Below are 18,908 nucleotides of genomic sequence, written 5' to 3'. Positions count from 1 at the left end.
CTCCTGTCAGTTCGCCGGCCGGTGGCCGCCTACCGGGCAGCGTTTTCTCAGGAAACCGGCGGCCTGGCAAGCGCCCGAACCGCTGTGCAGGCGCCGCCATCAAACTGAAACAACCCGGTTCTAGAGTGCCGGCACGCTTTCACAAGGACGATGGGCACGTGAGCCGAACAACCCGCACCCTCTGCAAGACCCTGGATATGGTGGCCGCCAATAACGAGGCCGGCACGGTCACGGTGATGCGCGCCGCCGAGCGCCTGGGCGATGAGGTGCTCCGCCAGCAACTGCTGAACCTGATCCAGCGCATGAATCAGGACGCCGCCCAGCTGCGCCTGGCCCGTGACGAGATTGCCGGCCAGGGCCTTAGGCGCGCCTGAGCCTGCCTGCTGCGAGGCCAGGCAAAGGCACGCTCACTAAGGCGTAAGCTGTGCCGATTTCGTCATCACGCACCACGAAAGCCATCAAGCCGGCGCTGCCTCGAGACGCCAGTCTTACAGGCATCCTTTCTGTGCAGGTGCCGGCAGCCATGAAACACATCCAAGTCATCGACTCTCACACCGGCGGCGAACCGACCCGCCTGGTAATCGACGGGTTTCCCGAGCTGGGCCGCGGCAGCATGCTCGAACGCCGCCAGCGCCTGGCCGAGCACCATGACGACTGGCGCGCCGCCACGGTGCTGGAGCCGCGCGGCAGCGACGTGCTGGTCGGCGCGCTGCTGTGCGAGCCGGCGGACCCGAGCGCCAGCGCCGGGGTGATCTTCTTCAACAACAGCGGTTATCTCGGCATGTGCGGCCACGGCACCATCGGCCTGATCGCCTCCCTGGCCCACCTGGGGCGCATCCAGCCCGGCCTGCACCGCATCGAGACACCGGTGGGTACTGTTGAGGCGACCCTGCACGCGGATCGCTCGGTCAGCGTGCGCAACGTGCCCGCCTACCGCTACCGCCAGGCGGTGCCCCTGGAAGTGCCGGGCCACGGCAAGGTCACGGGCGATATCGCCTGGGGCGGCAACTGGTTCTTTTTGATCGCCGAGCACGGCCAGCGCATCGCCGGCGACAACCTGGAGGCGCTGACCGCCTACACCTGGGCCGTGCGCCAGGCCCTGGAGGCCCAGGGCCTGCGCGGCGAGGACGGCGGCGAGATCGACCATATCGAGCTTTTCGCCGACGACCCCGAGGCCGACAGCCGCAACTTCGTGCTGTGCCCCGGCAAGGCCTACGACCGCTCGCCCTGCGGCACCGGCACCAGCGCCAAGCTGGCCTGCCTGGCCGCCGACGGCAAGCTGGCGCCCGGCGCCCTGTGGCGCCAGGCCAGCGTGATCGGCAGCCAGTTCGAGGCCAGCTATGAGTGGCAGGACCAACGCCGCATCGTCCCGACCATCCGCGGCCGCGCCCATATCAGCGCCGAGGCGACCCTGCTGCTGGAGGACGACGATCCCTTCGCCTGGGGCATTCGCGGATGAATGCCGACGTCATCGTCATCGGCGCCGGCATAGTCGGCAGCGCCTGCGCTTATGAATTCGCCCGCCGCGGCCTCGACGTGCTGGTGCTGGACAGCCAGCGCGGCGGCGCCACGGCGGTGGGCATGGGCCACCTGGTAGCGATGGACGACAACCCGGCGGAGCTGGCCCTCAGCCGCTACTCCATCGATTTGTGGCGCCAGTGGGCGCCGCAGCTCCCCGCCGACTGCGCCTACCACAACTGCGGCACCCTGTGGCTGGCCACAGACCGCGAGGAGCTGGGCGCCGCCGAGCACAAGCGCGACACCCTGAGCGCGGCCGGCATCGCCTGCCAGATGTTCGACGCCGCCGCGCTGCGTCAGGCCGAGCCGATGCTGCGCCAGGACCTGAGCGGCGCCCTGAAGGTGCCAGGCGACAGCATCCTCTACGCACCCAATGCCGCGCGCTGGCTACTGGAGCAGGGCGGCATGCGCATCCGCCAGCGCCGGGCGCGGGTCGTCGAGGTCGCCGGCAACCGCCTGCGCCTGGAGGGCGGCGAGTGGCTGCAGGCCCAGTTCGTGGTGCTGGCAGCCGGCATCCATGCCAGCGAGCTGTGCCCGGAACTGCCGATCCGCCCGAAGAAGGGCCACCTGCTGATCACCGACCGCTACCCCGGGCGCATCCAGCATCAGTTGGTGGAACTCGGCTATGCCGCCAGCGCCCACGCCAACAGCGGCAGCTCGGTGGCATTCAATGCCCAGCCCCGGCCGACCGGGCAGATCCTGCTTGGCTCCTCGCGGCAGTTCGACAGCCTCGACCCCGCCGTCGAGGGCCCACTGCTGGCGCGCATGCTGGCGCGCGCCCTCGACTACCTGCCGGGGCTGGCGAGCATGAACGCCATCCGCAGCTGGACCGGCTTTCGCGCCGCCACCCCGGATGGCCTGCCGCTGCTCGGCCAGCATCCGCAGCAGCCCGGCCTATGGCTGGCGGTCGGTCACGAGGGACTCGGCGTCACCACCGCGCCGGGCAGCGCCCGGCTGCTCGCCGCCCAGCTGTTCGACGAGCGCCCGGCCATCGACCTCGAGCCCTACCGCCCCGAGCGTTTCATCCACATGACTGTCCCCATGGAGCAAGGCGCATGATCGAACTCAGCCTCGATGGCCAACCCTTGCGCGTGCCCGCCGGCTGCACCGTGGCGGCCGCGCTCTGCCTGGGTGGCGACGGCAGCAGCCGCACCGCGGTCGGCGGCCAGCGTCGCGCGCCGCTGTGCGGCATGGGCGTATGCCAGGAGTGCCGGGTCAGCATCGACGGCCGGCGCCGCCTGGCCTGCCAGACCCTGTGTCAGCCCGGCATGCAGGTGGAGACCCGGCCATGACCCGCGACTTCGACCTGCTGATCATCGGCGCCGGCCCCGCCGGCATGGCCGCGGCCCTGGCCGCCGCCCCTAGCGGCGCGCGCATCGCCATCATCGACGACAACCCGGCGCCCGGCGGACAGATCTGGCGCGATGGCGTGCGGGCGCAGCTGCCGGACAATGCCCTGCGTTACCGCGAGGCCTTGGCCGCGGCGGGCAATATCCAGCTGTTCAGCTCCACCCGGGTGGTGGCCATCGCCGCCCCGCAGCTGTTGCTGCTGGAGGACGACAGCAGCGCCTGGCAGGCACGCTACGCCAAGCTGATCCTCTGTACCGGCGCCCGCGAGCTGCTGCTGCCCTTCCCCGGCTGGACCCTGCCCGGGGTGACCGGCGCCGGCGGCCTGCAGGCGCTGATCAAGGGCGGCGTGCCGGTCGCCGGCGAGCGCCTGGTGATCGCCGGCAGCGGTCCACTGCTGCTGGCCAGCGCCGCCACCGCGAAACAGGCCGGCGCACAGATCCTGCGCATCGCCGAACAGGCCCGCTTCGGCGCCCTGGCGGCCTTCGCCCTGCAACTGCCGCGCTGGCCCGGCAAGCTGCTGCAGGCCGGGCAACTGTTCGACCGCCACTACCGCAGCGGCAGCTTTGTGCTCGCCGCCCTCGGCAACAAGCGCCTGGAAGGGGTGCGCCTGTGGCAGAACGGCAAGGTAGCGGAGATGGCCTGCGAACGCCTGGCCTGTGGTTTCGGCCTGGTCCCCAACACCCAGCTGGGCCAGGCCCTCGGCTGCGAGCTGAGCGAGCAGGCCATCGCCGTGGATGCCTGGCAGGCCTGCAGCCTGGACGACCACTACGCCGCCGGCGAATGCACCGGCTTCGGCGGCAGCGAGCTGGCCCTGGTCGAGGGCGCCATCGCCGGCCACGCGGCAGTCGGCCAACAGGCCGAAGCCCGCGCCCTGTGGCCACAACGGCGGCGCTGGCAGGCCTTCGCCGCGCAGCTCGGCCGCCGCTTCGCCCTCGACCCGCGACTCAAGCAACTGGCCGATGCCGACACCCTGGTGTGCCGCTGCGAGGATGTGCCCTATGCCGCGCTCGCCGGGCGCAGCGACTGGACCGACGCCAAGCTGCACAGCCGCTGCGGCATGGGCGCCTGCCAGGGGCGCATCTGTGGCGGCGCCACCCGCTTCCTGTTCGACTGGCCGGCACCGACGCCGCGGCCACCCTTCTCGCCGGCGCGCATCGACAGCCTGCTGCAACTGGCCGACGTGCCCCAGACACGCCCGGCCGAGGAGCCGGCGCTTCCCCGAGCGCGGCGCGGGTCGTAGAGTAGGGCCGCGCTCGCCTCGCGAGCGCGCCCTTTCCCGCCCTGCCCGGACCTCGCCTGCGCATGCCCCTGCCGCTCCAGCTCCAGCACCTGCCCACGCCCCGCGACCTGCCGGAACTGCTCGGCAGCCTGCAGCTGATCGCCCCCCTGCTCGATGCCATGCCCGACCTGGTGTTCTTCATCAAGGACACCGAGGCGCGCTACGTGCTGGTCAACCAGACCCTGCTACAACGCTGCGCCCTCAAGGAGCGCCAGGCTTTGCTCGGCATGACCGCCGAACAGGTATTCCCCTCGCGTTTCGGCCCGCTCTATACCGAGCAGGATCGCCGCGTGCTGGAGGGCGGCGAGCAACTGCGCGACCAGCTGGAGCTGCACCTCTACCCCGGCCGCCAGCCCGGCTGGTGCCTGACCCACAAGCTGGCCCTGCGCGACCGTGACGGCGCGATCATCGGCATGGCCGGCATCTCCGCCGACCTGCAGGCGCCCCAGGCCAGCCACCCGGCCTACCAGAAGCTGGCGGCGGTGGACGCGCATATCCGCCAGTACTATGCCCAGCCCATCGCGGTGAAGGACCTCTGCGCCATCGCCGGCTTGTCCGTCGCCCAGCTGGAGCGCCTGTGCAAGCGCATCTTCGGCCTCAACCCGCGGCAGATGATCCACCGCGCACGCCTGGGCGCCGCTTCCCAGCTGCTGAGCGGCGAACTGCCGATCACCGAGATCGCCCTGCGCTGCGGCTATACCGACCACAGCGCCTTCAGCCGCCAATTCAAGGCCCTCACCGGCCTGTCCCCCAGCCAGTACCGCGAGCGCCAACGCGGCGCGTAGGGTGCGCTGCGCGCACCAAGCGCCAACCACCCTGCAACCGGGGCCGACGGTGCGCATGGCGCACCCTACGTCGACTCGGCGACCAACCGGCGGGGCGCCGCCGCAAGCCAGACATCCCAACCCGTAGGGTGCGCCGCGCGCACCAAGCGCCAACCACCCTGCAACCGGGGCCAATGGTGCGCATGGCGCACCCTACGCCGATTCGACGACCAACCGGCGGGGGCGCTGTCGTAAACCAAACATCTACCCCCCGCAGGGTGCGCCGCGCGCACCAAACACCATAAACCCCACACCCGGCGGCCCCTCGGTTTTGTCGTCGCCTGTTACCCCCGTGTCACCTTTGGGTGCAAACCCGCTTCGTCCTGCTTCATTTTGTGACGCCACGCCCCGCCACGGGCTCACCCGCGACGGCTGCTGGCACGCCTGCGACCCGGCCCGGGCCAGGCCTGACGCCCCGCGCTTCGGGGCCTGCGGCCCACGCCAAAGCCTCTCCCGGCGATTCGTGCCGACCCTGCCAGGTTTCTGGCACAGCCAGTGCATATAAAATATCGTATACGAAATCATCTATACGAAAGGCGTCCGTTACCCCATCCGCTCGACCCCACCAGACCACGAGGCCCCTATGAAAACACCAACAATCGCCGTAGCCCTCAGCGCTGTCCTGAGCACCTCCTTTATCAACCTGGCCCAGGCCGACAAGCTCGACGACATCATCGAGTCGGGCAAGCTGCGCTGCGCCGTGACCCTGGACTTCCCGCCCATGGGTTTCCGTGACGAAGCCAACCAGCCCGCCGGCTTCGACGTGGATTACTGCGCCGACCTGGCGAAGATTCTCGGCGTCACCCCAGAAGTCGTGGAAACCCCCTTCCCGGACCGCATCCCGGCGCTGATCTCCGGCCGCGCCGACGTCATCGTCGCCTCCACCTCCGACACCCTGGAGCGGGCCAAGACCGTCGGCATGACCGTGCCCTACTTCGCCTTCCAGATGGTGGTGCTGACCCGCGACGACAGCGGCATCAGCAGCTACCAGGACCTCAAGGGCCGCCCGGTCGGCAACACCAGCGGCACCTACGAGGCCATCGCCCTGGAGAAGGACGTCAAGGCCTGGGGCGGCGGCAGCTTCCGCGCCTACCAGAGCCTCAACGACACCATCCTCGCCGTCACCCAGGGTCACATCGACGCCACGGTGGTGACCAACACGGTGGCCGCCTCGACCCTCAAATCCGGCAAGTACAAGGGCCTGAAGATCGCCGGCGACGCGCCCTACACCATCGACTACGTGTCCCTGGCGGCCAAGCGCAACGAGTACGGCCTGCTCAACTACATGAACCTGTTCGTCAACCAGCAGGTGCGCACCGGTCGCTACCAGGAGCTGTGGAACAAGTGGGTCGGCGAAGAGGTCGCGCCAGCCAACCTGGCCGTACCGGGCGTGTACTACTGAGCCGCACAGCCAGCCAAACCCGCGCACATTCACCAATCAACGTGCGGCCCCACGGGTCGCACGGGAGCTACAGATGCCTGAACTGTCGATACAAGCGCGCAGCCTGGTTGCCGGCAACGCGCAAGGCGAATTGCTGTATGCCGATGTTGGCTTGAGCTTCTGGGGCGGAGTCGACCCCAGCAGCGGCGAGGTGATCGATCGCCATCACCCCCTGAGTGGCCGGGTCATCGCCGGGCGCGTGCTGGCGATCCCCAGCGGTCGCGGCTCCTGCACCGGCAGCAGCGTGCTGCTGGAACTGATTCTCAACGGTCATGGGCCCGCCGCCCTGGTGGTGGCGCAGCCCGAGGAGATTCTCAGCCTGGGCGTGCTGGTGGCCCAGGCCCTGTTCGAGCGCGACCTGCCGGTGGTTTGCGTTGGCGAGGAGGCCTTCGCCTGCCTGCAGGACTGCCGCTTCGTGCGAATCGAAGGCAGTCGGGTCGAGGCCTTCGACGCGCCGCCCGCCGACGCCTGGCGCCCGAAGCCGGACGATCTCGCGAGCCATCCCGTTGCCAGCAGCTTCACACTCAGCGACGGCGACCGCGCGCTGCTCGACGGCCACCACGGCAAGGCCGCCCAGGTGGCCATGCAGATCGTCCTGCAGATGGCCGAGCTGCAGGGCGCCAGCGAGCTGATCGACATCGCCCAGGCGCATATCGATGGCTGCATCTACACCGGCCCGGCCAGCCTGCGCTTCGCCCGTCAGTTGCTCGACTGGGGCGCGCAGGTGCGGGTGCCGACCACCCTCAACGCCATCTCCGTGGACCAGCGTCTCTGGCGCGCCCAGGGCATCGACCCGGCCTTCGGCGAACCGGCCAGCGCCCTGGGTGACGTCTACATGGCAATGGGTGCGCAGATGAGCTTCACCTGCGCACCCTACCTGCTGGACAGCGCGCCCAAGGCCGGCGAGCAGGTGGTCTGGGCCGAGTCCAACGCGGTGGTGTATGCCAACAGCGTGCTGGCCGCGCGCACCCAGAAATACCCGGATTTTCTCGACATCTGCATCGCCCTGACCGGCCGCGCACCACGTTCCGGTTGCCATCTCGACAGCGGCCGTGTGCCCAGCCTGCTGGTCGAGGTGACGCCGCCGGAGCGGCGTGACGATGCCTACTATCCGTTGCTGGGCTACCACATCGGCGCCCTGGCCGGCAGCCAGATCCCGCTGATCACCGGCCTGGAGCAGAGCGCGCCGAGCCTGGACGAGCTCAAGGCCTTCGGTGCGGCCTTCGCCACCACCTCCGGAGCACCGATGTTCCATATCGCCGGGGTGACCCCGGAGGCGGCGACGGCCGAGCAGGCCCTGGTCGGCATGCCGCCGCGCCGCCGACTCAGGATCACTGTGCAGGACCTGCTCGCCAGCTGGCGCGAGCTGAACAGCGCCGACAGCCCGCAGCTGGGCCTGGTGGCCCTGGGCAACCCGCACTTCTCCCTGAGCGAATGCGCCGCCCTGGCCCGTCTCTGCGCCGGCCGGCGCAAGCACCCCGACGTGGCCCTGGTGATCACCTGTGGTCGCCAGGTGCTCGAGCAGGCTAGCCAAGCCGGCCACGTCGCCGCGCTTGCGGCCTTCGGCGCGCAGTTCGTCACCGACACCTGCTGGTGCATGCTCGGCGAGCCGGTGCTGCCGGTGGCGGCCACAACCCTGATGACCAACTCCGGCAAGTACGCCCACTACGCCCCGGGCCTGGTCGGCCGCCGCGTGCACTTCGCCGGCCTGGCGGCGTGCGTCGAGGCCGCCTGCAGCGGCCAGGCCAGCGGCGCGCTGCCGGCCTGGCTGAACCCGGCCACCAGCAGCCAAGGAGGCCATTGAGCGATGTTCGACTACAGCTTCCACTGGCGCTCGGCCCTCAAGGCCCTGCCCGACATGCTCAGCGGCGCCTGGGTGACCTTCGAGACCGCCGCCCTGTCGATGATCTTCGGCGTACTGATCGCCCTGTGCCTGACCCTGATGCGACAGATGAAGAACCCGCTGACCCGCGGCTTCGCCGATGCCTGGGTGTCGGTGGCGCGCAACACGCCGTCGCTGTTCCAGATCTACCTGCTGTATTTCGGCCTCGGCTCCTTCGGCCTGCATATCAGCTCCTGGGCCGCGCTGCTGGCGGGCATCACCTTCAATAACGCCGGCTACCTGGCGGAGAACTTCCGCGGCGGCCTCAAGGCGGTGCCGGAGACGCAGATGCGCGCGGCCCGCTCCCTGGGCATGAGCGCCTTCAAGGCCTACCGGCTGGTCGTCGTGCCGCAGCTCCTGCGCATCGTCTTCTACCCGCTGACCAACCAGATGGTCTGGGCGGTGCTGATGACCTCCCTGGGGGTGATCGTCGGCCTCAACAACGACCTCACCGGGGTCACCCAGGACTACAACGTGAAGACCTTCCGCACCTTCGAGTACTTCGCCCTGGCGGCGGTGCTCTACTACCTGATCGCCAAAGCCATCGTACTGGCCGCCCGCCTGCTGGGCTGGCGCCTGTTCCGCTACTGAGAGGGCCATGGCCATGTTCGCTACCAGCCTTACCTCGACCGACCTGCTGTTCCTCCTGCAGGGCGCCTGGACCACCATCCTGTTGACCCTCGGCGCGATGCTCCTGGGCACCCTCGGCGGCGTGCTCTGCGGCCTGCTGCGGGCCACCCTGCCGCGCGCCAGCCTGCCGCTGGCCTGGCTGCTGGATGTGTTTCGCAGCGTGCCGCTGCTGATCCAGTTCGTCCTGTTCAACTCGCTCAAGAGCATCGCCGGCCTGGACTGGAGCGCCTTTTCCGTCGCCTGCGGGGTGCTCGGCGTGTATGCCGCGGCCTATTGCACGGAGATCGTGCGCAGCGGCGTGCTGGCGGTGTCGCCCAACGTGCGCCGCGCCGCCCGTTCGCTCGGCATGAGCTACTGGCAGGACCTGCGCCATATCGTCCTGCCGATGGCCACCCGCATCGCCTTTCCCGGCTGGCTCAACCTGTGCCTGTCGGTGATGAAAGACACCGCCCTGGTCATGTGGATCGGCATCATCGAGTTGCTGCGCGCCTCGCAGACCATCGTCACGCGCATTCAGGAGCCGCTGCTGGTGCTGTGCATCGCCGGGCTCATCTACTACTTCATCAGCCTGGTCGTTGCCCGCCTGGGCAACCAACTGGAGAAAAGGTGGCAGGAAAATGATTGAGATCGACAACGTACACAAATCCTTCGGCGACCTGGACGTGATCAAGGGCGTCAGCCTGACGGTGAACAAGGGCGAGGTGGTCTCGATCATCGGCGGCTCGGGTTCGGGCAAGTCGACCCTGCTGATGTGCATCAACGGCCTGGAATCGATCAAGCAGGGCAGCATCCGCGTCGACGGCACCGAGGTGCACGCCAAGGCCACCGACCTGAACAAGCTGCGGCAGAAGATCGGCATCGTCTTCCAGCAATGGAACGCCTTCCCCCACCTGACCGTACTGGAGAACGTCATGCTGGCGCCGCGCAAGGTGCTCGGCCAGAGCCGCGAGCAAGCCGAGGAAATGGCGGTCAGGCAGCTGACCCACGTCGGCCTGGGCGACAAGCTCAGGGTGTTCCCCGGCAAGCTCTCCGGCGGCCAGCAGCAGCGCATGGCCATCGCCCGCGCCCTGGCCATGTCGCCGGACTATATGCTGTTCGACGAGGCCACCAGCGCGCTGGACCCACAGCTGGTCGGCGAGGTGCTGGACACCATGCGCCTGCTCGCCGAGGAAGGCATGACCATGGTCCTGGTGACTCACGAGATCAGCTTCGCCCGTGAGGTGTCCGACCGCGTGGCGTTCTTCCGCAACGGCCTGGTGCACGAGATCGGCACGCCCGAGCAGGTGCTGGGCAATCCGCAGCGCGCGGAAACCGCCGACTTCCTCAAGTCCGTGCTCTAGCGAGCTGCGTAGGGTGCGCCCTGCGCACCAGCAACAATGTCAATGGTGCGCAGGGCGCACCCTACAGATGCCAAGCGCAGACGCTTGAACAACGGATCAGCGAGACAGCACACCAGGAGTCATTCATGCGTTCATCGAAGATCATCCATGTGGTCAGCTGCCATGCCGAGGGCGAGGTGGGTGACGTGATAGTCGGCGGCGTGGCGCCGCCACCCGGCGACACGGTCTGGGCGCAATCGCGCTGGATCGCCGAGGACCAGACGCTGCGCAACTTCATGCTCAACGAACCGCGCGGCGGGGTGTTCCGCCACGTCAACCTGCTGCTGCCGGCCAAGGACCCACGGGCGCAGATGGCCTGGATCATCATGGAGCCGGCCGACACCCCGCCGATGTCCGGCTCCAACTCGCTGTGCGTGGCCACCGTGCTGCTGGAGAGCGGCATCCTGCCGATGACGGAGCCCGAGACCCGCCTGGTGCTGGAAGCGCCGGGTGGCCTGATCGAGGCGCTGGCCCAGTGCCGCGACGGCAAGGTCGAGCGGGTCGAGGTGAAGAACCTGCCCTCCTTCGCCGACCGGCTCGACGCCTGGATCGAGGTGGAGGGCATCGGCTCGCTGCAGGTGGACACCGCCTACGGCGGCGACAGCTTCGTCATCGCCGACGCCCAGGCCCTGGGCTTTGCCCTGGGCGCCGACGAGGCGGCGGACCTCGCGACCATGGGCCTGAAGATCACCCGCGCGGCCAATGAGCAGCTGGGTTTCGTCCACCCGCTGAACCCCGACTGGGAGCATATCTCCTTCTGCCAGCTGGCCGGTCCGCTGCAGCGGCAGCAGGGTGTGCTGAGCGCCGCCAATGCCGTGGTGATCCGCCCCGGCAAGGTCGACCGCTCACCCACCGGCACCGGCTGTTCGGCGCGCATGGCGGTGCTGCATGCCAGGGGCCAGCTGGCGGTGGGCGAGCGCTTTATCGGCCGCTCGATCATCGGCTCCGAGTTCCACTGCCGCATCGACAGCCTCACCGAGGTGGCCGGGCGCCCGGCGATCATCCCCTGCCTGTCCGGCCGGGCCTGGATCACCGGCACCCACCAGCACCTGCTCGACCCGAGCGACCCCTGGCCGACCGGTTACCGCCTCTCGGATACCTGGCCGGTCGAGCTGTAGCGCTAAACCCTGTTCTTTGAAGATCTGAAAACCGCCGCCTCGCCGGCGCCATGAACCGGGCCTGGACCCAACCAATGGCAACAAGGGTTTATAACGGCCATTTATTTTCGTATACGAAATACTTTTAATCTGCCCAGGAGGCGACAGCATGAACAGCAACATCTTCACCGGCACCATCCCCGCCCTGATGACCCCCTGCACCGCCGAGCGCAAGCCGGACTTCGACGCCCTGGTGCGCAAGGGCCGCGAAATGATCGAAGCCGGCATGAGCGCGGTGGTCTACTGCGGCTCCATGGGCGACTGGCCGTTGCTCACCGAGGCCGAACGCCAGGAAGGGGTGGCGCGCCTGGTCGCCGCCGGCATCCCGACTATCGTCGGCACCGGTGCGGTGAACAGTCGCGAAGCGGTATCCCACGCCGCCCACGCCGCCAAGGTCGGCGCCCATGGCCTGATGGTCATCCCCCGCGTGTTGTCCCGTGGTGCTTCGCCAGCCGCCCAGGAGGCGCACTTCTCCGCCATTCTCGAAGCGGCGCCGCAGCTTCCGGCGGTGATCTACAACAGCCCGTACTACGGCTTTGCAACCCGCGCCGAACTGTTTTTCAAACTGCGCCGCCAATACCCCAATCTGATCGGCTTCAAGGAATTCGGCGGCGCCGCCGACATGCGCTACGCCGCCGAGCACATCACCTCGCAGGATGACGAAGTGATTCTCATGGCCGGCGTCGATACCCAGGTCATGCATGGCTTCGTCAATTGCGGCGCGACCGGCGCCATCACCGGTATCGGCAACGCCCTGCCGCGCGAAGTGCTGCAGCTGGTGGAACTGAGCAAGCAGGCCGCCAAGGGCGACGCCATTGCCCGCCGCCGCGCCCTGGAGCTGTCCGAGGCGCTGAACGTGCTGTCGTCTTTCGACGAAGGCACCGACCTGGTTCTCTACTACAAACACCTGATGGTGCTGGGCGGCGACCAGGAATACGCCCTGCACTTCAACGAAACCGATGCGCTCAGCGCCGCCCAACGTCACTACGCCGAGACCCAGTACAACCTGTTCCGCCAGTGGTACGCCAACTGGTCGGCCGAACAGAACCTCGCCTGATCGCGGTACTTCGGCCGGGTGCTTCCAGCGCAGTCGGCCGATCTGGCCTGCAATAACCGAGTTCAACCGAACATTCCGTACCTGTTTATAGGCCCCCAACAGGAGCTAGCAATGCCCGCTACCATCGGCCACAACTTCATCGCCGGCGACCGCAGCGCCGCCGGTGAGGTCATCCTGCAGAGCCTCGACGCCACGACCGGCGAGGCGCTGCCCTACAGCTTCCACCAGGCCACCGAGGCCGAGGTGGATGCCGCCGCCCGCGCCGCGGCAGCCGCCTACCCGCGCTACCGGCAACTCTCGGCCGAGCGCCGCGCCGAGTTTCTCGAGGCCATCGCCGACGAGATCGACGCCCTGGGCGACGACTTCGTTGCCCTGGTGTGCCGCGAGACCGCCTTGCCCGCCGCACGCATCCAGGGCGAACGCGGCCGCACCAGCAACCAGCTGCGCCTGTTCGCCCGGGTGCTGCGGCGTGGCGATTTCTACGGCGCGCGCATCGACCGCGCGCTGCCCGAGCGCCAGCCGCTGCCGCGCCCGGACCTGCGCCAGTACCGCATCGGCCTCGGTCCGGTGGCGGTGTTCGGCGCCAGCAACTTCCCCCTGGCCTTCTCCACCGCCGGCGGCGACAGCGCCGCGGCGCTGGCCGCCGGCTGCCCGGTGGTGTTCAAGGCCCACAGCGGGCACATGGCCACGGCAGAACTGGTCGCCCAGGCGATCATCCAGGCGGCGGAGAAGACCGGTATGCCGGCCGGGGTGTTCAACATGGTCTACGGCAACGGCGTGGGCGCCGACCTGGTCAGGCACCCGGCCATCCAGGCCGTCGGCTTCACCGGCTCGCTCAAGGGCGGCCGGGCGCTGTGCGACCTGGCGGCGGCGCGCCCGCAGCCGATCCCGGTGTTCGCCGAGATGAGTTCGATCAACCCGGTGCTGCTGCTGCCCGCAGCCCTGAAGCAGCGCGGCGCGCAGATCGCCAGCGAGCTGAGCGCCTCGGTGGTGCTGGGTTGCGGCCAGTTCTGCACCAATCCCGGCCTGCTGATCGGCATCCGTTCGGCCGAGTTCAGCGCCTTCGTGCAGGACCTGGCCGCCCGGATGGCCGAGCAGCCGGCGCAGACCATGCTCAACGCCGGCACCCTGCGCAGCTATGAGCGAGGCGTGGCGGCGCTGCACGGCCACCCGGGCATTCGCCACCTGGCGGGTCGCACGCAGGCCGGCAAGCAGGCCCAGCCGCAGCTGTTCCAGGCCGATGCCCGCCTGCTGCGCGGGGGCGACGAGCTGCTGCAGGAAGAGGTGTTCGGCCCGACCAGCATCGTTGTCGAGGTGGCCGACATGGCCGAGCTGACCCAGGCCCTGCATGGCCTGCACGGGCAACTGAGCGCCACCCTGATCGCCGACCCGGCGGACCTGGACAGCTGTGCACCACTGCTGGCGCTGCTTGAGCAGAAGGCCGGGCGCCTGCTGCTCAACGGCTACCCGACCGGGGTCGAGGTGGGCGACGCCATGGTGCATGGCGGTCCCTACCCGGCCACCTCCGATGCCCGCGGCACCTCGGTGGGCAGCGCGGCGCTCGAGCGCTTCCTGCGCCCGGTCTGCTACCAGAACTGCCCGGACGCGCTGCTGCCGGCCGCCCTGCAGAACGCCAACCCACTGGGCATCGCCCGCCTGGTGGACGGCGAGACCACGCGGCAAGCCCTGACCTGAAAGCTGTCGGCCAGGTCGTAGGGTGGGTTAGGCGCCTGGCACAGGTTGTTGGCTGCTACCGGATCTGTGGCGCCGTAACCCACCACTGCACTCGTCCGTTCCAACAAAGGACGTAGGGTGGGCGACACAGGACGGGTAGCTAAGCACCACCTATAGAATCGGCGTACCGCGTAACCCACCAGGCAATCCATAGGTCTGCCAAAGATGGTTTGCGGCTTTCGAGTCTGCGGCGCCGTAACCGAGCAAGGTTCTCGTCTGTTGGAACGCTGTGGTGGGTTACGCCGCTACGCGGCTAACCCACCCTACGGATATGCTTCTTATGCGCTCAGGCCGTCATCCGGCGACAAGCAATGCCTGGAGGTCGTCGTACAGCGCCTGGGGAATCTGCACACCCTGTTCGGCGCTGCGCGCCCGCGCCTCGTAGCGGCGCTGCGACGGCAGACGCGCGCCCTGGCCCTGGATGCTCTCGAACAGGGTTTCGGCCCGCGCCAGGTGCTGTGCGGCCGCGTCGCCGAGGAAGCGCCGCGGGTCGAGGGCGATGATCAGTTCGCCGTGATAGGGCGAGCAGTCGCCGCCGCCGTCAAAGGCCTTGGACTCGGCGCTGGTCAGATCGCCAATCAAGGGACCGGCGATCAGTTCGACCATCGCCGCCAGGGCCGAGCCCTTGTGTCCGCCGAAGGTCTGCATGGCGCCGCGCAGCACCGCCGCCGCATCGGTGCTGGGCCGGCCCTGCTCATCGACGCCCCAGCCCTCGGGGATCGGCTTGCCGGCGCGGCGGTGCAGCTCGATGTCGCCGCGGGCGATGACGCTGGTGGCGAAGTCGAAGATGAACGGGTCGTGCCCGGCCCGGGGCCAGCCGAAGGCGATCGGGTTGGTGCCGAACACCGGCTGGCTGCCGCCGGCCGGCGCCACCCAGGCATGGCTGGGGGTGCAGGCCAGGGCCACCAGGCCGGCCGCGGTCAGGGCCTCGATCTCCACCCACAGGGCGGAGAAATGTACGCAATGGTTGATCGCCAGGGCGGCGATGCCGCAGTCGCGGGTCTTGCTCAGCAGCACCGGCAGGCCGGCCTGGAAGGCCAGCTGGGAGAAGCCACCGCGGGCATCGACGCGGACGATCGCCGGCGCCTGGTCGAACACCTCGGGCGCGGCGTCGGCGACCACCTTGCCGGCCTTGAGCGAGCGCACGCAGCCGAGCAGCCGGTACAGGCCGTGGGAGGCGCAGCCGTCGCGCTCGCCGGCCAGCACCGTGGCGCTGACCGCCTGCACGTGGGGCTCGCTGAAGCCATTGCGGCGCAGGATGTCCTGCGCCAGTTCGCGTGCTTGTTCCAGGGTCAATCGAATCACGGTGCGGCTCCTCTGCTAACCAACGGCTAGCGTGGCGCCTCGGCCCTGCAGCGGCTTGAGCCGTTTAGCCGGGGAAACTGACGAATTCGGCACAGCCGCGCTCAGGCGAACTGCGCGCGCATCCACGCCAGGTAGGCCGCCGCGCCGGGCTCGCCTTCGTTTGGCGCCCAGGGCGCGCGCTCGCCCTCGCCGACCGGCCGGTAGGGCCCGGCCTTGCACTCGAACAGGATGCTGTCGGCCTGCAGCACCACCAGGGCGTGGAACACCCCCGGCGGCAGGTCGACGCCGACACAGTCGCCGCCGGCCTCCAGCACCCGCTGGTCCTGCAGCGCACCGGCCTCGTCGAAGATCAGCAGGCCCAGGCGCCCTTTGAGCACCAGCAGGGCCTCGGCCTTGTCCGCCGCAAGGTGGCGGTGCGGCGGGATATAGGTGTCCGGCTGCAGGCCCACGGCCATGCGGTGGCAGGGCTCCTCCATGGCATGGAAGTTGTGGTGCTGGCGCTGGCGCGGGTTGGCCGCGGCCTGTTCGGCCAGCTCGCTGAACAGGCGCCGGTCGAGCAGGCGCGGCGCGGCCATGGCGTTACAGGCCCTTGACCGCGAAGATGCCGGCGGCGTTGCGCCAGTAGCCCTTGTAGTCCATGCCGTAGCCGAAGATGTAGCGGTCGATGCATGGCAGGCCGACGTAATCGGCCTTGAGGTCCGGGCGCGCCTTGCGGTCGTGGTCCTTGTCGATCAGCACCGCGGTGTGCACCGCCGCCGCGCCGGCGTGGCGGCAGAAGTCGATGATCGCGCCGAGGGTGTGCCCCTCGTCGAGGATGTCGTCGATGATCAGCACGTCGCGGTCGATAAAGGAGATTTCCGGCTTGGCCTTCCAGAACAGCTCGCCGCCGCTGGTCTCGTTGCGGTAGCGGGTGGCGTGCAGGTAGGACAACTCGAGGGGGAAGTCCAGCTTGGGCAGCAGCTTGCCGGAGAAGATCAGGCCGCCGTTCATCACGCAGAACACCACGGGGTTGCGCTCGGCCAGCTCGCCGTTGATCGCCGCGGCGACCCGGTCGATGGCCGCTTCCACTTCGGCTTCGCTGTACAGGCAATCGGCTTCCGCCATGACTTGGCGAATGTGCGCGAGATCGGCGGGCATGATGATTCCTCTTGAGTGAATGGCCCTGCTCGAGGCAGAGAACCTGATCGGGTCGTCAAAATAAAAGTCGGCAAAGGTACGCATCCGGCCGGCGCGGAGCAAGCCCCGGCGGACAAACGTGGCCACAAGCCGGCTACCTCGGCGAACGGGGGGATATTAAACGCAATCCTCCGGCAAGACTCGGCAAACCGCGCACCACTTGCCCGGCGCAATGCATTACTCTAACGCCATTTTTCGCCAGCCCCGTCGGAGACCCCGCATGCCCACTCTCGAGATCCGCCACCCGCTGATCCGCCACAAGCTCGGCCTGATGCGCCGCGCCGACATCAGCACGAAGAACTTCCGCGAACTGGCGCAGGAAGTCGGCGCCCTGCTGACCTACGAGGCGACCAAGGATCTGCCCCTGGAAAGCTACGAGATCCCGGGCTGGGCGGGGCCGGTGCAGGTGGAGAAGATTTCCGGCAAGAAGATCACCGTGGTGCCGATCCTGCGCGCCGGCATCGGCATGCTCGACGGCGTGCTCAGCCTGATCCCGGGGGCCAAGGTCAGCGCCGTGGGCGTGGCACGCAACGAGCAGACCCTGCAGGCGCACACCTACCTGGAGAAGCTGGTACCGGAGATCAACGAGCGCCTGGCGATGATCATCGACCCGATGCTGGCCACCGGCGGCTCCATGGTCGCCACCATCGACCTGCTGAAGAAGGCCGGCTGCAGGGAAATCCGCGCCATGGTGCTGGTCGCCGCGCCGGAGGGCATCAAGGTGGTCAACGACGCCCACCCGGATGTGCAGATCTACACCGCCTCGATCGACGAGCGGCTCAACGAGCACGGCTACATCATTCCCGGCCTGGGCGATGCCGGCGACAAGATCTTCGGCACCAAGCAGAAGGACGCCTGAGCATGCAGGACCATATGCAGGACCCCACCTGGCGCCAGGCCCTGGCCGGCTCGCAGATGCTTTTCGTGGCCTTCGGCGCCCTGGTGCTGATGCCGCTGATCACCGGCATGGACCCCAACGTGGCGCTGTTCACCGCGGGCCTCGGCACCCTGATCTTCCAGCTGGTGACCAAGAACCAGGTGCCGGTGTTCCTCGCCTCCAGCTTCGCCTTCATCGCCCCTATCCTCGCCGCGAAGAACGACTTCGGCCTGCCGGCGACCCTCGGCGGCCTGGTGGCCGCCGGCGGCATGTACATGCTGCTGGCCGGCGCGGTGCGCCTGAAGGGCACCGGCTTCATCGACCGCCTGCTGCCGCCGGTGGTGATCGGCCCGGTGATCATGGCCATCGGCCTGGGCCTGGCGCCGGTCGCGGCCAACATGGCGATGGGCAAGGCCGGCGACGCCAGCGTGCAGCTGGTGCCCTATGACACGGCGCTGATGATCTCCCTGCCGGCGCTGATCACCACCCTGATCGTCGCGGTAATCGGCCGCGGCATCTTCCGCCTGATCCCGATCCTCTGCGGCGTCGCCGTGGGCTACGTGCTGGCCGTGCTGTTCGGCGTGGTCGAGTTCAGCGGCGTGGCCGCCGCGCCCTGGCTGGCGGTGCCGAATTTCGTCGCCCCGGAGCTACACTGGGGGGCGATCCTGTTCATCCTGCCGGTGGCCATCGCCCCGGCCATCGAGCACATCGGCGACGTGCTGGCGATCGGCACGGTGACCGGCAAGAACTACCTGAAGAAGCCCGGCCTGCACCGCACCCTGCTCGGCGACGGCCTGGCCACCTCGGCCGCCGGCATGCTCGGCGGCCCGCCCAACACCACCTACTCGGAAGTCACCGGGGCGGTGATGCTGACCAAGAACTTCAACCCCAAGGTGATGATCTGGGCCGCGCTGATCGCCATGGCCCTGGCCTTCATCGGCAAGTTCGGCGCCGCCCTGCAGAGCATCCCGGTGCCGGTGATGGGCGGCATCCTCTGCCTGCTGTTCGGCTCCATCGCGGTGGTCGGCCTGAACACCCTGATCCGCCACCAGGTCGACCTGTCCGAGGCGCGCAACCTGGTGATCGTCGCCGTGACCCTGGTGTTCGGCATCGGCGGCATGGTCATCGGCGCCGGCGACGTCAGCCTCAAGGGCATCTCCCTGTGCGGCATCATCGCCATCCTGCTCAACCTGCTGCTACCCGGCGGCCAGGGCTGGCGCAGCAAGGCGCTGAGCGAAGAGCAGGGCTAAGCGGCCCAGACGAAGCAGCCCCGCCGATGCGGGGCTTCTTCGTTGCACA

19 protein-coding genes are annotated in these 18,908 nt (G+C 68.8%); 16 read left to right on the top strand and 3 right to left on the bottom strand.

The features are described 5' to 3' along the window. Positions 1–158: 158 nt before the first annotated feature. The 14 genes from LPB260_RS24650 to LPB260_RS24585 all read left to right on the top strand — a co-directional run bounded on the left by LPB260_RS24650 (position 159) and on the right by LPB260_RS24585 (position 14,212). Positions 159–374: a hypothetical protein gene (locus tag LPB260_RS24650; RefSeq protein ID WP_208708514.1), complete on the top strand. Its 216-nt coding sequence runs from the start codon at positions 159–161 to the stop codon at positions 372–374. A gap of 149 nt (positions 375–523) precedes the next feature. Beyond that, on the top strand, positions 524–1,459 hold the full coding sequence (locus tag LPB260_RS24645; protein ID WP_208708513.1) for a 4-hydroxyproline epimerase: 936 nt from the start codon (positions 524–526) through the stop codon (positions 1,457–1,459). Continuing rightward, positions 1,456–2,577, top strand: coding sequence for an FAD-binding oxidoreductase (locus LPB260_RS24640; RefSeq protein WP_208708512.1), 1,122 nt, complete (start codon positions 1,456–1,458; stop codon positions 2,575–2,577). The genes LPB260_RS24645 and LPB260_RS24640 overlap by 4 nt, the downstream gene beginning before the upstream one ends. Further along, entirely contained in the window at positions 2,574–2,810 is a 237-nt protein-coding gene (locus tag LPB260_RS24635) for a (2Fe-2S)-binding protein (RefSeq protein WP_208708511.1), read from the top strand. The genes LPB260_RS24640 and LPB260_RS24635 overlap by 4 nt, the downstream gene beginning before the upstream one ends. Beyond that, positions 2,807–4,108 (top strand): FAD/NAD(P)-binding oxidoreductase, encoded by a 1,302-nt coding sequence (locus LPB260_RS24630; protein ID WP_208708510.1) that lies wholly within the window; start codon positions 2,807–2,809, stop codon positions 4,106–4,108. The genes LPB260_RS24635 and LPB260_RS24630 overlap by 4 nt, the downstream gene beginning before the upstream one ends. 62 nt (positions 4,109–4,170) lie before the next feature. Next, on the top strand, positions 4,171–4,932 hold the full coding sequence (locus tag LPB260_RS24625; protein WP_208708509.1) for an AraC family transcriptional regulator: 762 nt from the start codon (positions 4,171–4,173) through the stop codon (positions 4,930–4,932). 622 nt (positions 4,933–5,554) lie between these two features. Beyond that, positions 5,555–6,373, top strand: a complete 819-nt coding sequence (locus tag LPB260_RS24620; protein ID WP_208708508.1) for a transporter substrate-binding domain-containing protein — start codon at positions 5,555–5,557, stop codon at positions 6,371–6,373. Between the two features lie 73 nt (positions 6,374–6,446). Continuing rightward, positions 6,447–8,216 carry an aconitase X gene (locus LPB260_RS24615; protein WP_208708507.1) on the top strand — a complete coding sequence of 590 codons (1,770 nt, stop codon included), beginning with the start codon at positions 6,447–6,449 and terminating at the stop codon, positions 8,214–8,216. 3 nt (positions 8,217–8,219) lie between these two features. Then, positions 8,220–8,885 carry an amino acid ABC transporter permease gene (locus LPB260_RS24610; protein ID WP_208708506.1) on the top strand — a complete coding sequence of 222 codons (666 nt, stop codon included), beginning with the start codon at positions 8,220–8,222 and terminating at the stop codon, positions 8,883–8,885. Between the two features lie 13 nt (positions 8,886–8,898). Beyond that, positions 8,899–9,549 carry an amino acid ABC transporter permease gene (locus tag LPB260_RS24605; RefSeq protein ID WP_208710149.1) on the top strand — a complete coding sequence of 217 codons (651 nt, stop codon included), beginning with the start codon at positions 8,899–8,901 and terminating at the stop codon, positions 9,547–9,549. Further along, positions 9,542–10,264 carry an amino acid ABC transporter ATP-binding protein gene (locus LPB260_RS24600; RefSeq protein ID WP_208708505.1) on the top strand — a complete coding sequence of 241 codons (723 nt, stop codon included), beginning with the start codon at positions 9,542–9,544 and terminating at the stop codon, positions 10,262–10,264. Before LPB260_RS24605 ends, LPB260_RS24600 begins: the two co-directional genes overlap by 8 nt. Positions 10,265–10,389: 125 nt before the next feature. Further along, the gene (locus tag LPB260_RS24595; protein WP_208708504.1) at positions 10,390–11,421 is read left to right on the top strand and encodes a proline racemase family protein; all 1,032 of its coding nucleotides are present in this window, start codon (positions 10,390–10,392) and stop codon (positions 11,419–11,421) included. Positions 11,422–11,569: 148 nt separating this feature from the next. Then, complete coding sequence (locus LPB260_RS24590) at positions 11,570–12,517, top strand: dihydrodipicolinate synthase family protein (protein ID WP_208708503.1); 948 nt, start codon at positions 11,570–11,572, stop codon at positions 12,515–12,517. 111 nt (positions 12,518–12,628) lie between these two features. Continuing rightward, complete coding sequence (locus LPB260_RS24585; RefSeq protein WP_208708502.1) at positions 12,629–14,212, top strand: aldehyde dehydrogenase (NADP(+)); 1,584 nt, start codon at positions 12,629–12,631, stop codon at positions 14,210–14,212. A 333-nt stretch (positions 14,213–14,545) separates the two neighbouring features. Here LPB260_RS24585 and LPB260_RS24580 read toward each other — a convergent pair whose 3' ends face one another. The 3 genes from LPB260_RS24580 to LPB260_RS24570 form a co-directional block, all read right to left on the bottom strand. Next, positions 14,546–15,556, bottom strand: a complete 1,011-nt coding sequence (locus tag LPB260_RS24580) for an Ldh family oxidoreductase (RefSeq protein ID WP_208708501.1) — start codon at positions 15,554–15,556, stop codon at positions 14,546–14,548. 101 nt (positions 15,557–15,657) lie between these two features. Further along, the gene (locus LPB260_RS24575) at positions 15,658–16,131 is read right to left on the bottom strand and encodes a WbuC family cupin fold metalloprotein (RefSeq protein WP_208708500.1); all 474 of its coding nucleotides are present in this window, start codon (positions 16,129–16,131) and stop codon (positions 15,658–15,660) included. Between the two features lie 4 nt (positions 16,132–16,135). Then, the gene (locus LPB260_RS24570; RefSeq protein ID WP_208708499.1) at positions 16,136–16,693 is read right to left on the bottom strand and encodes a hypoxanthine-guanine phosphoribosyltransferase; all 558 of its coding nucleotides are present in this window, start codon (positions 16,691–16,693) and stop codon (positions 16,136–16,138) included. Between the two features lie 259 nt (positions 16,694–16,952). Here LPB260_RS24570 and upp point away from each other — a divergent pair, with 259 nt between their 5' ends. Next, complete coding sequence (upp, locus tag LPB260_RS24565; RefSeq protein WP_208708498.1) at positions 16,953–17,591, top strand: uracil phosphoribosyltransferase; 639 nt, start codon at positions 16,953–16,955, stop codon at positions 17,589–17,591. Positions 17,592–17,593: 2 nt separating this feature from the next. Then, entirely contained in the window at positions 17,594–18,859 is a 1,266-nt protein-coding gene (locus LPB260_RS24560; protein WP_208708497.1) for a uracil-xanthine permease family protein, read from the top strand. Positions 18,860–18,908 lie beyond the last annotated feature (49 nt).

The sequence above is a fragment of the Pseudomonas sp. LPB0260 genome (genome assembly GCF_013388395.1).
Note: the sequence above shows the minus strand (reverse complement) of the source record. Positions and strands in the feature narration are given on the sequence as shown.